The organism is Amycolatopsis sp. ATCC 39116, assembly GCF_000231075.2.
Classification (GTDB): domain Bacteria; phylum Actinomycetota; class Actinomycetes; order Mycobacteriales; family Pseudonocardiaceae; genus Amycolatopsis_E; species Amycolatopsis_E tucumanensis.
Genome location: NZ_AFWY03000010.1, coordinates 93638 through 108858, shown reverse-complemented (window position 1 = coordinate 108858; position 15221 = coordinate 93638). Strand labels below are relative to the sequence as shown.

Annotated in this window: 15 protein-coding genes, 1 tRNA gene and 1 pseudogene; 6 read left to right on the top strand and 11 right to left on the bottom strand. The window is 68.9% G+C overall.

What is annotated here, in order from left to right:
- The first annotated feature begins 11 nt into the window (after positions 1-11).
- On the top strand, positions 12-608 hold the full coding sequence (locus AMY39116_RS0314475; RefSeq protein ID WP_020418354.1) for a TetR/AcrR family transcriptional regulator: 597 nt from the start codon (positions 12-14) through the stop codon (positions 606-608).
- Complete coding sequence (locus AMY39116_RS0314470) at positions 601-2214, top strand: acyl-CoA dehydrogenase family protein (RefSeq protein WP_020418353.1); 1614 nt, start codon at positions 601-603, stop codon at positions 2212-2214. Before AMY39116_RS0314475 ends, AMY39116_RS0314470 begins: the two co-directional genes overlap by 8 nt.
- Here AMY39116_RS0314470 and AMY39116_RS0314465 read toward each other — a convergent pair.
- The 4 genes and pseudogenes from AMY39116_RS0314465 to AMY39116_RS0314455 form a co-directional block, all read right to left on the bottom strand.
- Positions 2207-3628 carry a sugar porter family MFS transporter gene (locus AMY39116_RS0314465; RefSeq protein WP_202961425.1) on the bottom strand — a complete coding sequence of 474 codons (1422 nt, stop codon included), beginning with the start codon at positions 3626-3628 and terminating at the stop codon, positions 2207-2209. The two genes, AMY39116_RS0314470 and AMY39116_RS0314465, sit on opposite strands and share 8 nt — an antisense overlap.
- 206 nt (positions 3629-3834) lie before the next feature.
- Positions 3835-4020: pseudogene (locus tag AMY39116_RS47435) on the bottom strand (nucleotidyltransferase domain-containing protein); the annotation flags it as partial.
- Between the two features lie 52 nt (positions 4021-4072).
- Entirely contained in the window at positions 4073-4654 is a 582-nt protein-coding gene (gene dcd / locus AMY39116_RS0314460; RefSeq protein WP_020418351.1) for a dCTP deaminase, read from the bottom strand.
- 13 nt (positions 4655-4667) lie between these two features.
- Complete coding sequence (locus AMY39116_RS0314455) at positions 4668-5885, bottom strand: oxygenase MpaB family protein (protein ID WP_020418350.1); 1218 nt, start codon at positions 5883-5885, stop codon at positions 4668-4670.
- A 102-nt stretch (positions 5886-5987) separates the two neighbouring features.
- On the opposite strand from AMY39116_RS0314455, the gene AMY39116_RS0314450 reads away from it, so the two are divergent.
- A tRNA-Gly gene (locus tag AMY39116_RS0314450) sits at positions 5988-6058 on the top strand.
- A gap of 94 nt (positions 6059-6152) precedes the next feature.
- On the opposite strand, the gene AMY39116_RS0314445 is transcribed toward AMY39116_RS0314450, so the two are convergent.
- From AMY39116_RS0314445 to AMY39116_RS0314415, 7 genes are all read right to left on the bottom strand, one after another.
- Positions 6153-7151, bottom strand: a complete 999-nt coding sequence (locus AMY39116_RS0314445; protein ID WP_020418349.1) for a site-specific integrase — start codon at positions 7149-7151, stop codon at positions 6153-6155.
- 145 nt (positions 7152-7296) lie between these two features.
- On the bottom strand, positions 7297-7515 hold the full coding sequence (locus tag AMY39116_RS0314440; protein ID WP_020418348.1) for a helix-turn-helix domain-containing protein: 219 nt from the start codon (positions 7513-7515) through the stop codon (positions 7297-7299).
- A gap of 22 nt (positions 7516-7537) precedes the next feature.
- Positions 7538-9118: a replication initiator gene (locus AMY39116_RS0314435; protein ID WP_020418347.1), complete on the bottom strand. Its 1581-nt coding sequence runs from the start codon at positions 9116-9118 to the stop codon at positions 7538-7540.
- A 17-nt stretch (positions 9119-9135) separates the two neighbouring features.
- The gene (locus tag AMY39116_RS0314430; RefSeq protein ID WP_235716127.1) at positions 9136-9540 is read right to left on the bottom strand and encodes a hypothetical protein; all 405 of its coding nucleotides are present in this window, start codon (positions 9538-9540) and stop codon (positions 9136-9138) included.
- On the bottom strand, positions 9537-11084 hold the full coding sequence (locus AMY39116_RS0314425) for an FtsK/SpoIIIE domain-containing protein (protein WP_020418345.1): 1548 nt from the start codon (positions 11082-11084) through the stop codon (positions 9537-9539). Before AMY39116_RS0314425 ends, AMY39116_RS0314430 begins: the two co-directional genes overlap by 4 nt.
- 484 nt (positions 11085-11568) lie before the next feature.
- Positions 11569-11817: a winged helix-turn-helix domain-containing protein gene (locus AMY39116_RS0314420; RefSeq protein ID WP_027935919.1), complete on the bottom strand. Its 249-nt coding sequence runs from the start codon at positions 11815-11817 to the stop codon at positions 11569-11571.
- Positions 11818-12113: 296 nt separating this feature from the next.
- Positions 12114-12581 carry a hypothetical protein gene (locus AMY39116_RS0314415; RefSeq protein ID WP_020418343.1) on the bottom strand — a complete coding sequence of 156 codons (468 nt, stop codon included), beginning with the start codon at positions 12579-12581 and terminating at the stop codon, positions 12114-12116.
- A 280-nt stretch (positions 12582-12861) separates the two neighbouring features.
- Between AMY39116_RS0314415 and AMY39116_RS0314410 the strand changes: the two genes are divergently transcribed.
- From AMY39116_RS0314410 to AMY39116_RS0314400, 3 genes are read left to right on the top strand one after another with little or no spacing between them, the layout of a single operon-like run.
- The gene (locus AMY39116_RS0314410) at positions 12862-13668 is read left to right on the top strand and encodes a GntR family transcriptional regulator (RefSeq protein WP_020418342.1); all 807 of its coding nucleotides are present in this window, start codon (positions 12862-12864) and stop codon (positions 13666-13668) included.
- Complete coding sequence (locus AMY39116_RS0314405) at positions 13665-14333, top strand: HAD family hydrolase (protein ID WP_020418341.1); 669 nt, start codon at positions 13665-13667, stop codon at positions 14331-14333. The genes AMY39116_RS0314410 and AMY39116_RS0314405 overlap by 4 nt, the downstream gene beginning before the upstream one ends.
- Positions 14330-15139 carry an aminoglycoside phosphotransferase family protein gene (locus tag AMY39116_RS0314400; protein WP_063710153.1) on the top strand — a complete coding sequence of 270 codons (810 nt, stop codon included), beginning with the start codon at positions 14330-14332 and terminating at the stop codon, positions 15137-15139. The genes AMY39116_RS0314405 and AMY39116_RS0314400 overlap by 4 nt, the downstream gene beginning before the upstream one ends.
- Positions 15140-15221 lie beyond the last annotated feature (82 nt).

Below are 15221 nucleotides of genomic sequence, written 5' to 3'. Positions count from 1 at the left end.
CACTTCTTCCCGTGCCCTACCGACGCACCCCTCAGGTCCAGGCTCGCCTCGACGCGCAGCGCGAGGCGATCCTGACCGCCGCCGGTGAGATCCTCGCCGAGCGTGGCTACGCGGGCTGCTCCGTGAGTGCCGTCGCGGAGCAGGCCGGCGTCGCCACCGGCACGGTCTACCGCCACTTCCCCGGCAAGGCCGAGCTGGTCGTCGAGCTGTTCCGCAACGTCGTCAACCACGAGGTGGAGGCCGTCCGGCAGGCCGCGGAGCGGCCCGGCAGCCCCGCTGAGCGCGTCGCCGCCATCGTCGAGACCTTCGCCGAGCGCGCGCTCAAGGTGCCCCGCCAGGCGTACGCCCTGCTGGCCGAGCCGGTCGACGCCCCGATCGAGGCCGAGCGCATCGTCTTCCGGCGCGTCTTCCGGGACGAGCTCGCCCGCCACGTCCGCGAGGGCGTCCGCACCGGCGAGCTGCCGCCGCAGGACGCCGACCTCACCGCGGCCGCACTGGTCGGTGGCGCCGCCGAGGTGCTCATCGGCCCCCTGACCACCGACAGCGCCGACGCGGTCGGCGCGCTCCGCACGTTCATCTTCCGCGCACTGGGAGGCAAGGATGCCTGACACGCACGAGGTGTTGAACCAGGTCCCGCCGCTGGTCGACTACGACGTCGCCGACGACGCGGCCCTCCTCGACGGCCTCCGCCGCGAAGGTGCGGCCTGGGCCGAGGACGAGGTCCGCGAGCTGGGCCGCCTCGCCGGCAGCGCCCAGGGCCAGGAGTGGGGCCGCGTCGCCAACGAGAACCCGCCGAAGCTGCACACCCACGACCGCTACGGCAACCGCGTCGACGAGGTCGAGTTCCACCCCTACTGGCACGAGCTGATGACCGTCGCCGTCGGCCACGGCCTGCACGCCACCCCCTGGCGTGACGACCGCGAAGGCGCGCACGTCGCGCGCGCCGCCAAGGTGCTGGTCTGGAACCAGGCCGAGGGCGGCCACATCTGCCCGATCTCGATGACCTACGCCGCGGTCCCGACGCTGCGCCACAACCCCGAGCTGGCGGCCGCCTACGAGCCGCTGCTCGCCGCCACCGAGTACGACTACGGCCTGCGCGTCCCGGCCACCAAGCGCGGCCTGATCGCCGGCATGTCGATGACCGAGAAGCAGGGCGGCTCCGACGTGCGCGCCAACACCACCACCGCGCGGCCCGCGGGCGACGGCACGTATGTGCTGACCGGCCACAAGTGGTTCACGTCGGCGCCGATGTCCGACATGTTCCTCACCCTCGCCCAGGCGCCCGGCGGCCTGTCCTGCTTCCTGCTCCCGCGCGTGCTGCCCGACGGCTCCCGCAACCGCATCTTCTTCCAGCGCCTCAAGGACAAGCTGGGCAACAAGTCCAACGCCTCGTCCGAGATCGAGTACGACGGCGCGGTCGGCTGGCTCGTCGGCGAGGAGGGCCGCGGCGTGCCGACCATCATCGAAATGGTCAACAACACCCGCCTCGACTGCGTCCTCGGCAGCACTTCGCTGATGCGCCAAGGCGTCGTGCAGGCCGTGCACCACGCGCGGCACCGCAAGGCGTTCGGCGCGAACCTGGTGGACCAGCCCGCGATGGCGAACGTGCTGGCGGACCTGGTCGTCGAGTCCGAGGCGGCCACCACCGTCGCGCTGCGGCTGGCCGGCGCGACCGCGAACCCGGACCAGCAGGCGTTCCGGCGGCTGGCGCTCGCGGTCACGAAGTACTGGGTGTGCAAGCGCGGCCCCGCGCACACCGCCGAGGCGCTGGAATGCCTGGGCGGCAACGGTTACGTCGAGGACTCCGGCATGCCGCGGCTCTACCGCGAGGCGCCGCTGCTGTCCATCTGGGAGGGTTCCGGCAACGTCGCGGCGCTGGACTCCCTGCGCGCCATGGGCAAGCAGCCGGAGTCGGTGGAGGCGTTCTTCGCCGAACTCGACCTCGCCGCGGGCGCCGACGCCCGGCTGGACGACGCGATCGCGCGGGTGCGCAAGGAGCTGTCCGACCTGGAGGACCTCCAGTACCGGGCGCGGCGGCTGGCCGAGATGATGGCCCTGGTGCTGCAGGGCTCGCTGCTGGTGCGCTTCGCGCCCAAGGCGATCGCGGACGCGTTCTGCGCGTCCCGCCTCGGCGGCGACTGGGGCATCGCGTTCGGCACGCTGCCCGCGGGCGCCGACACCAGGGCCATCATCGAGCGGGCGTTCGTCAGCTGACGTCCTCGATCGCGGTGCCCTTGGTCTCGCGGACGAAGCGCAGCGCGAACGGGATCGACAGCAGCGCGAACGCCGCGTAGATCCAGTAGGTGATCGACAGGTTCCAGTCGGCCATGCTCGGGAAGCTGACCGTGACCGCCCAGTTGGCGACCCAGTTCGCCGCGGTGCCCACGGCCAGCGCGGCGCCGCGGATGCGCAGCGGGAACATCTCGCCGAGCATGACCCACAGGATCACGCCCCACGACATCGCGAAGGAGATCACGAACAGGTTCGCGAACACCAGCGCGATCGGGCCCCACGCGCCCGGCAGGCTCAGCTCGCCGCCGACGGTCTGCGCGTTGCCGAACGCGATCGCCGCCACGCCGAGGCCGACCAGCATGCCGACCGAGCCGATCAGCAGCAGCGGCTTGCGGCCGACCTTGTCGATGAAGGCGATCGCGATGAACGTGCCGATGATGTTGATGACCGGGCTGACCATCGAGATCAGCAGCGAGTCGGTGTTCTGGCCGACCGAGTGCCACAACGTGTCGCTGTAGTAGAAGATCACGTTGATGCCGACGAACTGTTGGAACACCGCGAGCGCGATGCCCACCCACACGATCGGCAGCAACCCGAACCGGCCGCCGACGAGGTCGCGGACCCGGGACCGCTTCTCGGTCTTCAGGCTGCGGCGGATGTCTTCGAGCTTGGCGTCGACGTCACCGCCCTCGACCTCGCGCAGCACCTTGCGGGCCCGCTCGATCTTGCCGTTGGCCAGCAGGAAGTGCGGGGACTCGGGGATGATCGAGGCGAGCACGAAGTAGATCACCGCGGGCACCGCCGCGGCGCCCAGCATCCACTGCCACGGCTCGATGCCGCCGAGGTTGCCGTTGAGGTCGTGCGCGCCGTCCGCCCCGATCGGCGCGAGGGCCTTGATGACCCAGTTGACCAGCGCGGACACCCCGATGCCGAGGACGATCGCCAGCTGTTGCAGCGAGGCGAGCCTGCCGCGGTAGGCGGGCGGCGCGACCTCGGCGATGTAGGCCGGGCCGATCACGGACGCGACACCGATCGCGATGCCGCCGACCACGCGCCAGATCGCCAGGTCCCACACGCTGAACGGGAACATCGCTCCGAGGGCGCTGACCAGGAACAGGACCGCCGCGAGCTGCATGGTCCGGATGCGGCCGATCCGGTCGGACAGCAGCCCGCCGAACCAGGCGCCGACGGCCGAACCGATCAGCGCGCTCGACACGGTCAGCCCGGTCACCCCGTCACCGACCTCGAAGTGCCGCTGGATGCCGAGGACGGCACCGTTGATGTTCGAGCTGTCGTACCCGAACAGGAACCCGCCGACCGCGGCCGCGCCGGCGATGAACACGACATGGGCGAGATGTTGCTGACCGGCTCGCTCCCCGGTCGTCGTCGAACTCACGACCCGTGCTCCTTTGCCTGAGGTGTTTCCTCCATTCGGAGCAACCTACAAAATGGTCCAGTCCATGCCGTACCACCGGGTGACATGGACCACCCGATCATGGGAGTTTGGACGCATGACCTTCGAAGACGAGGTGGCCGAGCGACTGGCCGGCCTGCCCAGCGTCCCGGCCGTGACGCTGGGCGGCTCACGGGCGACGGGCACCGCACCACGTCCAAGTGGCGGTAGTCGACGTCGGCGCTGCGCCCGTCGATCGTCAGCCACGCGCCCCCGCTGAACACGCCGCGGCCCCAGCCGCCGATCTCCGACACCTCACCTGGCCAGCCCAGCGCCCGCAGGTCGGCGGGGTCGAGACGCCCGCCGTAGTAGATCGCGGAGTCCCAGTCGCTGTCCGCGTTGCAGAAGTCGGCGCCCGCCGTGTGGCGCGAGCGGGCGTCGCTGGCTTTAGCGGTTGGTGTCGGCGATGTGGAAGTTCAGGTGGGCGCGCGACGGCGTCGGGCCGCGCTGGCCCTGGTAGCGGGAGCCGACGGCGGCCGAGCCGTACGGGTTCTCGGCCGGGCTGGTGAGCCGGAACAGGCACAGCTGGCCGATCTTCATGCCCGGCCACAGGGTGATCGGCAGGTTCGCGACGTTCGACAGCTCCAGCGTGATGTGGCCAGTGAAGCCGGGGTCGATGAAGCCGGCGGTGGAGTGCGTGAGCAGCCCGAGCCGGCCGAGGGAGGACTTGCCCTCGAGGCGGCCCGCGAGGTCGTCGGGCAGCGTGACCAGCTCGAACGTCGAGGCGAGCACGAACTCACCCGGGTGGAGGACGAAGGCGTCCTCGCCGTCCTTCTCGACCAGCGACGTCAGCTCGTCCTGCTGGAGCTTGGGGTCGATGTGGGTGTACTGGCTGTTGTTGAACACGCGGAAGAACCGGTCCAGCCGCACGTCGATGCTGGACGGCTGGAGCATCGCCGGGTCGAAGGGGTCGATGCCGAGACGGCCGGCTTCGAGCTCTTTGCGGAGGTCGCGGTCACTGAGCAGCACGGCCCAACCCTAGCTAGGCCGCTTTCATGTGGCGGGCGTAGGTGGGATCGAGTTTGAAGATCTTGCCGAGGCGGTCGACGTAGCGGCGGCGTTCGAGGGTGCCGAGGTACTCCTGCAGCGCCGTCGCGCCCGGGATGAAGCGGCGCGCGGTCTCGGCGGCGAAGTTGCCCGCGGCCACCGCGAGGATGGCGCCCTGTGCGATCGGGTCGTTGGGGATCTCCAGGAAGTCGGCGTTGGACTTGCCCAGCACCAGGCGGCTGATGGAGGAGTGCACGGCGACCGAGACGTGGGAGAGGACCTTGCCGACGGCGCCACGCCCCTCGCCGATCGCCGCGTGCGTTTCGAGCAGGGCGCGGGCGAGGCGTTTGCTGTCCTCGTCGGGGATGAACTCGGTGGACGCGAGCAGCCAGAACAGGCGCCAGGCGTCGTCTTCGGTGGCGGGCAGGAGCTCCTCGTCGACGCCGAGCAGCCAGCCGACGTAGCGCCAGAGGTGCAGGATGTCGGCGCGCTCGCGGTCGCTGTAGCGGGTGCCGAGCAGCTGGGTGCCGTAGACGAAGACGAGGGAGAACAGGAGCAGCGTGCCGGCCGTCTGGACCTGGTTGACCGGCTTGTCCCACTCGTCGTAGTCCCAGTCGGGGCGACGGTTCAGGGCGGCGCGGACGTGGGCGTGCACGAGGCGGACGCGCAGGGCGGAGGCGTAGCCGGTGCCGTGCATGGCCAGCGCGCCGGGGGTGGTGACGTCCATCCACCAGGCCGCGGTCTCCACGAGGCGCTGGCTGGCCATCCGTTCGATCTCCCCGGTGGCGACGAGGGCCTTCGTCGCGCGTGAGGCGAGGTAGCCGCCCATGAGGGACATGTCGCCGAGCGGGAAGAGGCCGAGGACGCCGGTCCGGATGATGGCCCGCGCGCCCCGGTCGAGCCGGGCGGGGTCGACCCAGTACGGGGTGGCCTCGACGTGCTCGAAGAAGTCGACGAGTTCCGGCGGCGGGTTGTCCAGGCTGTGGATGCCGTCGGCGAGCGCCTGTTCGAACAGCTGCCGCCCGCGGTTCTTCGGAAGAAGACGGAACAGCGCGACGACCGCGTCGGCCCTCGGGTCCTGCACCTGGGCGAACTCCCGGAAGCGGCGCACCTGGCGCTCGGTGGCGCGGATGTCGTGCTTGACGAAGAGCTTGGCCGCGAGGCTGAAACCCCCACGGCGGAACAACTCGGGATCCGGCAGTCGCTCGTCCATGCACCCACCACCCTCTCGACAACGAGTGTTGTCACTTGCGACCCACAGAGTCAAGGGGGTGCTCTCACCAGGGGGCGACGTTTGTGTATGCTGTGCGTCGCTGCGGATGTAGTTCAATGGTAGAACATCAGCTTCCCAAGCTGAGAACGCGGGTTCGATTCCCGTCATCCGCTCTTGTGGCAAAGGCCCAGGTCAGCGGGTGTCTACTCCGGACCTGGGCCTTCGTCGTGTCTTGATCAACTGGGCTCGCGTGCCATTAACGTGCCATTAGCCCTCATCCGCGGCTCCCTGCCGGTGCTTCTCGACGAGCTGCGAGAGCCGGTCCGCGATCCGCTCGTCAGCGTCACTGGTCGCCCGCTGATAGATGAGGGCCGCCCGCATGTCGTCGTGCCCCATCCGGGCCATCAGGTCCTTGGTGGAGGTCCCGGCCTTGGAGGCCCAGATGTTGCCCGCGTGCCGCAGATCGTGGAAGTGCAGCCCCTTGAGCCCCATCTTCGCGACGACCTGCGTCCAGCGGGACCGCTGGTTGAAGTTCGGCCGACGCAGTGCGTTGCCGTCCCGCTCACCCGTGAACAGCAGTGCGAGCTGATCCGGCTTCACGTACGTGTCCAGGTGCTTCACCACCTCCGGTCGGACGGCCGCCGGGATGATCACCGTCCGCACACCAGCCCGGGACTTCGGCGGCCCGACTGTCAGCCCCTTCCCGTTGACCTCGACGAACGCCCGCGAGATCCGGACCCAGCTCCCGTCCTCGGCCACGTCGCAGCGCCGCAGGGCGGTCACCTCACCCCACCGAAGCGAGCCGAACGCCGCGAGCAGGACGAGCGCCCGGAACCGCGCCGGCATCCGGCCGGCCAAGTCGAAGACCTGCGCCACCGACAGGACCGGCCGCTCCGCCGGGTTCTCCCGATCCGCCCCACGAACACGGCACGGATTGCGCTGGAGGATGCGGTCCTCCTCCACGGCGGTGTTCAGGACCGCCCGAAGCAGCCGGTACGCCTTGGCGGTCATCGACTCGGACACCCCGGCTGCCAGCAGGTCCGCCCGCCACTGCCGGATGGTGGCCGTCGACAACTTGCCCAGCTCGACCCCACCGAGCCGCGGTTCGATGTGCTTCCGCAGGAGCCACCGGTACAGCTCGGTCGTGCGCGGACGCAGCCCAGGCCGCTGGGTGACCCACTGACTCGCGTAGTCCCCGAGCTTGACCTTCGCCCGCTCCGGGTCGGTCCACTCGCCCTGGATGATCTGGCTTTCGACGACCGACAACCAGCGCTCGGCCGCCCGCTTGGTCTCGAAGGTGTCGGGTGCCTTTCGGAATTGCCCGTCCGGCCCGGGATAGCGAGCTTGCCAGCGACCCGACGGAAGCTGGCGGATGTTGCCGAAACCTCGATGCCCCTTCTTGTTCGCCACGTCAGGCCGCCCGTCCCAGGTCGCGGAGCACGGACGCCGCATTGATCGGCTCGACCCGGCCGGCCTGCACGAACGCCTCCAGGTCCTCGACGGCCAGCCGGACGTGAGCGCCGACCTTGTGGAAGGCGATCCGGCGTTCGGCGATCAGCCGACGGACGAAGCGCACCGAGGTGTTCAGGTACTCGGCCGCCTGCTCGACGTTCAGGTAGTGCGTGTTCAAGGTGTCTTCCTCCCCCAGGTGATCAGGCTGCTTGCGGAATTGCTGAAGTTTCTGGACCCGGTGCATGGGCCGCGAGTAGTGCGCGGTCGTACTCGGCTTTCCAGGTGATCCGCTCGGAGATGGCGCGCATGAGCAGGTGCGCGCGTGGTGGTGCGTCGCGGTCGCCGGGTTGGACCTTGCGCCAGATCAGTCGCGAGGTGTCTTCCTCGGGTTTGACGATGCCGACCCCGGCGAGCATGTCCCGGACGAACGCCTTCCGGTCCGCCTTATGGTCAGCCAGGGATTTGCCCGACCACTTCCGCGAGACCAGGACCCGCCGGCCGGGGAGCCCGAGCGTGGTCCGGCGGTGCGCCCGTCCCTTGCAGTGCCCCGGAGTCATCCGGCTGGTGGCCCCGAGCGGCTGGATGCCGTAGAGCAGCCAGACAGCGCAGCGAGGCGAACACGGGGTGATCGCGAGTTCGGCGTGAAGCCGGTCGTGGTGTTCCCGCTGCCTCGCGCTGGTCGCTTCGACCACCTCGCCGGTGCTCTTGGTGAGGTATTTGGTCAGGTAGCCGATGTGGCGTCCGGCTTCTTCGGTGCCGCCGAGGATGCCCTTGGAGTGCACCTGCCGCCCGAAGGTCACCACGTGGGCGGGTTCTTCGACCTCTTCCACCGCCTCCTCCCACGGCGTCAACGGCTCGTGCTTCTCCGGATCGACAAACCCCTTCGCCCGCGCGTCCCAGACCGGCAGCCGGTCCCCGCCGTAGATGGGCTCGTCGTGCCGGGGCCACCAGACCTGGTGGTAGGTGGCCTCGGTGACCTGCCGGATGACCTCGTGCGGAATCGACCCACGCAACGCCGCGTGCAGATGCGGAGCCGTCCGCTTCTGCGGCTCCACGGTCGCGAAGTACTGCACGTCCCAGCCGACGACGCGGCGGAGGTTCTGCCACCACCGATCCACCAGCGACGAGAAGTGCACCGCATCCCGCGCCGCCCGCCGATAGTCGTACTCAGCGGGATTGACCGGGGTGCCGTCCTCCCGCACCCGCCCGTAGGTGTCGCAGGTCAGCGTCACGAACATCGACGGCCGGAACTTCCCCGCGTACTCCCGCCCCACAGTGGTCTTGGCGACCTTCTTCCGAGGCAGGTTCGGTGCATCCTGCCGCCGTTTCGTCGACCGCTTCACCGGCCGCTTGCTGGGCAGGTCCGGGGAGGGCAGGCGGCCGCGCATGCCGAGTTGCCGAAGTTCCTCATCAACCCCGCGGATCTCCTCCCGCAACTCGTCGGCCTGGCCTTCCTCCCCGTGCTCGACCGCCTCCCGGTACCGCGCCACCAAATCGGCGCGGAACTCCATCAACTCCTTCTGCTCGACCGTGGGCGGGGCCGGGGTGAAGTCCGGTTCCTCCGTGAGGTGCCAGCCCTCCCGGCACTGCGCCATCCGCAACGCCTTCGCCTTCTTCGCGCACGGCCCACACACGCTCTCCACCGTCGACCCGCAGGGCACGGCCACGTAGCGGAGCTCGCCGGTGTCCGGGTCGCCGACCTCCATCGTGAACGGCCGCACGCACACCCCGTGCTTCTCGGCGGTGGCCTTCATGACCTCGGTGGACAGTGGCAGCCGCATCCGCTCAGCACGAGTGCTCACGCGGCCACCTCCACCGCCTGCTCGTCGAGCAGCATCCGCAGCGTGTACAGCTCGTCGATCGAGACGCCCTCGCGCGCGCCGTTCGCGAGCTGCACCAGGCCGCCGCAGTGCCGCCACGCAACCCCGCCGTACACGAGGAAGTGCGCCCCGCCTTGCGACCGACCGCGAATGGTGATGTGCAGGTTGTTATGCTCGGTGCGCCACCACGTCGCGGTGACCTGGTCGAGCGTGTAGGCCCACAACAGCAGCTCGGCGAGATGCGTGCCGGCCTCACCGGGAGCCACCTGCACTTGGATCTCCGGCACGCCCGGGTGCAGCGTCACCCGGCACGGCTCCGGAAGCGGAAAGTCCCGCAGGTGCCCCCAGAACGCCCGAGTCAACGTCTCCAAGGCAGTCCTCATGCCGCAACACCGCCCTCAGGGCCGCGGAACGGCACGACAGCTCCGCCGGTCACGAAGGCTTCGAGCGCCTTGACCGCCTCATCCGGCACCCAACCGGCCCGCACACGCAGCGGCTCACGGATGCCCTCACCCCAGACGTAGCCGGTGCCCGCTTCGGACTCGCCGATGCGGTTGGCCCACGCACCCCGCTCGTACGCCTGGTCACCCAGCACCATCCCGACATGCGACTTCGAGGTGACCCGCAGGCAGATACGGCGGGGGAACAGCTCCCGCACCGGAACCGTGTCCTTCGTCGGCTCCTGCACATACCCGCGCACCGTGAACCCGAGCGCTCGGCCCTGCGTGGTCAGCAGAGCCACCTTCTCGATGATCTGCTCACGCGTCTTCCGATCGGTGTACTTGGTCAGAGCGCCGATCTCGTCGAACTCCAGCAGCTCAAGCGGATTCTCGATGCTCACCGGCACCGTCCGGACCCGCCCGGCAAACTCGCGCTTACGGGCATCCATTGCGGCCACCAGCTCGTCCAGGACTTCGAGCGCGTCTTTCGGCGTCACCGCGTACCGGTGGAAGATGCCGCGCCCGTAAGCGAGTTCCATCCCCTTCGGGTCGATGCCAGTCACGCGGACAAGCCCGTCCCGGATCGCTGGGGCGATCGACGCGAGCGGGCACCACATCACCGAGTTCTTGCCCGCACCCGAAGCGCCGGCCGTGAGCGTGTGGCTCCCCGAGCCGTACAACGGCAGGTGCCAGTCCTGCCCGTACTCGGTCCGCCCGGCCCAGGCACGCCGCAGATCCACTGCGTCCAGTTCGGTGAACTGTGGGCAGGGCACCGGAGTGGCGAGCAGGTCCCGGCGCTGGAAGTCGATGGACACCACGTTGGGAGCCAGCTCCCGCACCTGGCACCGGGCGACCTTGCGCGCCACGGCGAGTTCCCGCGCAGCTTCGTCGAAGTCCTCGGGCTTCTGCCCCGGCACCAGCTCGACCCGCACCTCATCCCACGAGGCACCCGACCGCACCCGCCGGACCTTGGGCAACCGGACACCGGGCCGCCGCTGGTCACGCGTGATCTTCTTCCGGCCGACGAGCGTCACGGTCAAATCGACCGGCACGGTGTCGTCCTTCACGCTCAGGCCGCAGGCGTGCAGCCACTCCGGCAGCTTGGGCATGTAGAGCGCCCAGCGGAACCACCACGAGCGCAGCGCGCGCCCGGCCCACTGGTCGAACGAAACCAGGTGGAAGCGCCGCCAGGTCAGCAGTCCCGTCGCGATGACGAGACCGGTTACCGCCAGCGACATCCAGCCCAACCACATGCACCACGCCGCGACCGCGAGCACAGCGAGCGTGGTCCGCGGATGCGTCAGGATCTCCTTGACGACCCAGACCGCGCCCTTGAGAACCCACCACAGGGCTAGGAAAACGACGGCAGCCGCGGCGAGCGCTTCCGCGATCGAGGCGAGCGCCTTGCCGAGCTTCTGGAGCACCCAGACAACAACGGCGAGGCCGGCACTGCCGAGCAACAGGACTCCGAAGGTGTGTGCGTTCATCGCCGACCACCGGCCTTCCGAGCCGTGATCGGCAGATCCAGCCGTCCCGCACAGGTGGCGCACTGGGTGTCGCCGGGAGCGAGGCGGGCGAACTTCTTGCATGCGGCGCAGCGCGTCCGGGTGACCCCGCTTGACACGTGCCCGCCAGCATTGGCTAGCGTTTCCACTGTCTACTCCGTGAGGTGTGGACAGCGCAGGAGCGGCAAGAGGTTGGCAGCCGGTTTCCGCTTCTGCGCCGTACGGTTCAAGAGCCCCGAATGAGGGCGTGCTTCATCGCCGCACGACATAGCGCGCGTTTTTCGGTCGCTTGTGGACCCCTTAGAGTCCTTCGGTTGCTTGTCGGGAACACCTCCGGCACACGTGCACCCTGTTGCGCAGGACCCGCTGCGAATGCCCGCAGACCCAGCAGCGTCGCCGAACGAGCCACTTGCGCCGCACCTTGTGTGCCACCGCGATCACCTCCCTTCTGCTACGTCATCAAGGTTCAGCGGTTGGTCTCGCGCTCGACCACGAACGTGCCCTTGGAGCGAATCGTGGTCACGAGGCCGCGTTCGCGGAGGATTTCGACGGCATGCCTCGCTGTGCCCAGGGAGACGCGGTACTCCTCGGCGAGACGACGTTCGTTGGGCAGCGCACTTCGCGGAGGCAGCTCGCCCGAGGCGATCCGCGCTGCGATGTCGTCGGCCAGCCACTCGTACACGTAGCCGACCAGGTCATTCGGAACTGTGGGCACAACTGCCCCCTCTTGGTGTCAGGACTGGATGGAATCTGCGCGCCGTGCTTCGAGACGCGCTCTGCGCTCGAACTCCTCGGCGGCTACGGATGCTGCGTGGCGAGCCCACAACGGTGCCCCCAGGTCCTCCGCCAGGACTCGCCACGCCTCGGCGACGGAGTGGTATGCCTGAGCGAGACGCCGCACTGCCGCCACGTCATCGGCGGCTGCTCGCATCGCGGCGAACAGTGCGGCTGTCTGCTCGGCATACGCGGTGTTCCACCGAGCGACCGCCTCACGCGACGGTCGCCCCACCATCAGGCGGCCTTCTGCTCACTCGAGCCCTGGCCGGCACCCTTACTCTGGGTGGGCCGGGAGTTGGTCGCGCCCTTGGGCTCCCGCATCCCGGTCGCCCGCAGCGCCCACCCCTGGTACTTGAACTTCTCGCCCATGACCCGCGGCTCCACGGTCAGTCCCTCGAACAGGACCGGCCGGAAGTCGAAGCCCTGCATCACCGCCGGAGGCGGCACCGGCTGAACCCTGTCGAGCAGGGTCACCGTGACCGACTTGTCCCGGTCCTTCTCCGCTGAGGGGTCGGTCACCGTGACCTTCCACTGCGGCAGACCAGTCTGCTCGTCGATCTTCTGCTTCGGCTGCTTGCCCCGGGCCTTGTCCTCGTTCGAGACGTACTCCATGTCCGGTGTGACCGGACCAACGATCGCCGCTCCTTCCGGGAAAACCACGTCGTGCTCGATCTCGAAGCGCGTTCCGCGCGGTACCGCCATTGCCTGTTCCTCCTGGTCGGCGCCTCAGTCGGCGCTGCCTATCGTGGCTGACAGGGATAGGTTAGCCAGCCTGGCTAGACAAGTCAAGCAAGCTGCAATCGGGCTAGGCGACTAGCTGGCCTAGACAGGACGTCCGGCCCTGCGGGAAACTCCATCTAGACGACTAGCTACATGCCTAGGCGTCCGTGTGCGTCCCTAGACGTCTACGAAGTGCACTAGCTGGAGCAGGAGAGCGAGGACGGCCGTGCCACTCGATCCCGATGACCCGAGGCCGCCGTATGTGCAGGTGGCGAACGCCCTTCGCGCTGCGATCCTGACCAAGAAGTTCAGCCCGGGCGACAAGCTGCCCTCGCGGAACGAGCTGGCGAAGACCTACAACGTCGCCCCGATGACCGTGCAGAACGCCCTGCGCGAGCTGCGCGAAGAGGGCCTGATCGTGTCCCGCCAGGGCAGCGGTGTGTTCGTCCGAGAGCGCACCGAACGCCCTATCGGCCTCCGCCCGCACATCGAGCGCGCGTTCGAGGCCCAACACGTAACCGTGGACTTCGCAGGCTTCTCCGGCGAGACCCTGCACGGCGTCATCGCCGAACCCCTGGACAAGATCCGTATCGGCCGGCTCCGCCCCGAGTCGATCCGGGTCCGCCTGCTCGTGCCCGATCCGAGGCAGCCCTGGACGCTGCCGGTGACCGTGGACGAGCGCACGGACAGCCCGGTCTTCCGCAAGCGAGCCGAAGAGATCATGCGCCGGAACACGCTCGCGATCGTCGACTCCGTGACCGAACTCGCCGACCTGGGTTTGATCAACGAGGCATCGGCCGAGATCCGGGTGCACAACGTGCCGCCGACGTTCAAGCTCTACCTGATCAACGACGAGGAAGCCTTCTTCGGCTTCTACCCGGTGCGCGAGCACGTCATCAGCTACGACGGCCAAACCGAGGCCATGTACGACCTGATGGGCAAGGACGCGATCCTGTTCCACCACTCGGCGAACGACGACGACACCTCGACCGGATCGCAGTACGTCGAGCAGGCCAAGACGTGGTTCGAGAGCATGTGGTCCAGCGTCGGCAAGGACTTCCAGCGATGACGGCCGCGGAGCTGCTGGACCACGCCGGAGCGCTCCTGCTCGACTTCGACGGCCCGGTGTGCTCGGTCTTCGCCGGAATCCCCGCGCCCGTCGTCGCCGACCAGCTCCGAACCATCTTGGTTCACGCCGGACATGCCCCACCAGAGCCCGTCGCGAGCAGCAGCGACCCGTTCGATGTGCTCGAATACGCCGCCTCCCTCAGCGAGAACGACGCCCGATACGTCGAGGCCGCGTTCACCGCCCACGAGGTCGAGGCGATGACCACCGCAGCGCCGACCGAGGGCGCTCACGAACTCATCCAGGCATGGCACGGTTCCGGCCGGCCACTGGCGATCGTCAGCAACAACAGCGCCGCCGCGATCAGCGCTTACCTCGACTTCTACGGCCTCCGCCCGCTGGTCAACGTGGTGTCCGCTCGCGAAGGCGCAGACGTCCAGCTCCTCAAGCCACGCCCGCACCTCCTGAACCAGGCAGTCCGGGCACTGGGCATCCCCGCGGAGCGATGCGTCTTCGTCGGCGACTCCCTGACCGACATCGAAGCCGCCAAGGCCGCTGGTGTCCGGTCGATCGGCTACGCCAACAAGCCAGGCAAGCGCGACCGGTTCACGAGCGCCGGAGCCGACGCGATCACCGACATACTGACCGAGCTGGCTACCGTGCCGTGAAGGTCCCAGACAAGCTCGCCAACTCCGTACGAGCACAATGGTCCAACCGCGCGGACACCTGGCTGACCAGCATCGGCCCCGAACTCGACGAACTGACTCGCCAGCACTCGGCGACCCCGCAGCGCGTCCTACCAGCGCGATATGCCTTCGTGGTCAGCGCGACCAGCCCGCGCGGCCGGCTCATCTTCCGAGCCTCACCCGATCCGGCAGCCCTCCACCAAGCCACGGTTGCCGAAGCGCTGGGCCGCCTCGACGTGGGCCCCAAGATCCACGTCACGTCCAGCACCAACACCGGCTCATGGACGGTGATGGAGCAGGTCATCCCCGGAACCCCACTCGCCGACGCCAACCCAGCAACCCTCGACATCGAGGCCCTGGCCCGACCCCTCCGGGCAATGGCCGGCCAACCCGCCCCCTCGCCAGATCTGCCACTCATCACCGACTGGCTGCGCGATCGCCTCACCGACGACAACCTCACCGAGCTACCGGAGGGCGAGCAGGTAGCCCCCAAGGCCGAGCGAGCCCACGCCCTTGAACTCCTCGACGACCTCGCCGCAGACATGCGCCCCGGCCTCTGCCACGGCGACGCCTCACCGTGGAATGTCCTCGCAGCTCCCAACAACCGCTGGAAGCTCATCGACCCTCGCGGCATGCAAGGCGAACCTGAGTACGACGCCGCCGTGATGGCATACAAGCTTGAATCGCTCTTGGCGACCAACACGGACGCCAAGATTGTCAGGGTGGCCGAGCTGGACGATGCTCGGACCGCCGCGTGGGCTACGGTCGCGCGAGCAGCCCGGGTTTAGGCAGATAGCCGACCACCTCCGTAACAGGCCGCAGGTCGTTGACGATCAAAAGCGCGTCAAACCATCGTCGCCTGCGGGGAGT

Excerpts from the sequence above, each read along its gene's own strand:
- AMY39116_RS0314470 (WP_020418353.1), top strand. The coding sequence starts at position 601 with ATGCCTGACACGCACGAGGTGTTGAACCAGGTCCCGCCGCTGGTCGAC.
- AMY39116_RS0314455 (WP_020418350.1), bottom strand. The coding sequence starts at position 5,885 with ATGGACGAGCGACTGCCGGATCCCGAGTTGTTCCGCCGTGGGGGTTTC.
- AMY39116_RS0314435 (WP_020418347.1), bottom strand. The coding sequence starts at position 9,118 with ATGCGGCTGCCACTGTCCACCGAGGTCATGAAGGCCACCGCCGAGAAG.
- AMY39116_RS0314430 (WP_235716127.1), bottom strand. The coding sequence starts at position 9,540 with ATGAGGACTGCCTTGGAGACGTTGACTCGGGCGTTCTGGGGGCACCTG.
- AMY39116_RS0314425 (WP_020418345.1), bottom strand. The coding sequence starts at position 11,084 with ATGAACGCACACACCTTCGGAGTCCTGTTGCTCGGCAGTGCCGGCCTC.
- AMY39116_RS0314415 (WP_020418343.1), bottom strand. The coding sequence starts at position 12,581 with ATGGCGGTACCGCGCGGAACGCGCTTCGAGATCGAGCACGACGTGGTT.
- AMY39116_RS0314405 (WP_020418341.1), top strand. The coding sequence starts at position 13,665 with ATGACGGCCGCGGAGCTGCTGGACCACGCCGGAGCGCTCCTGCTCGAC.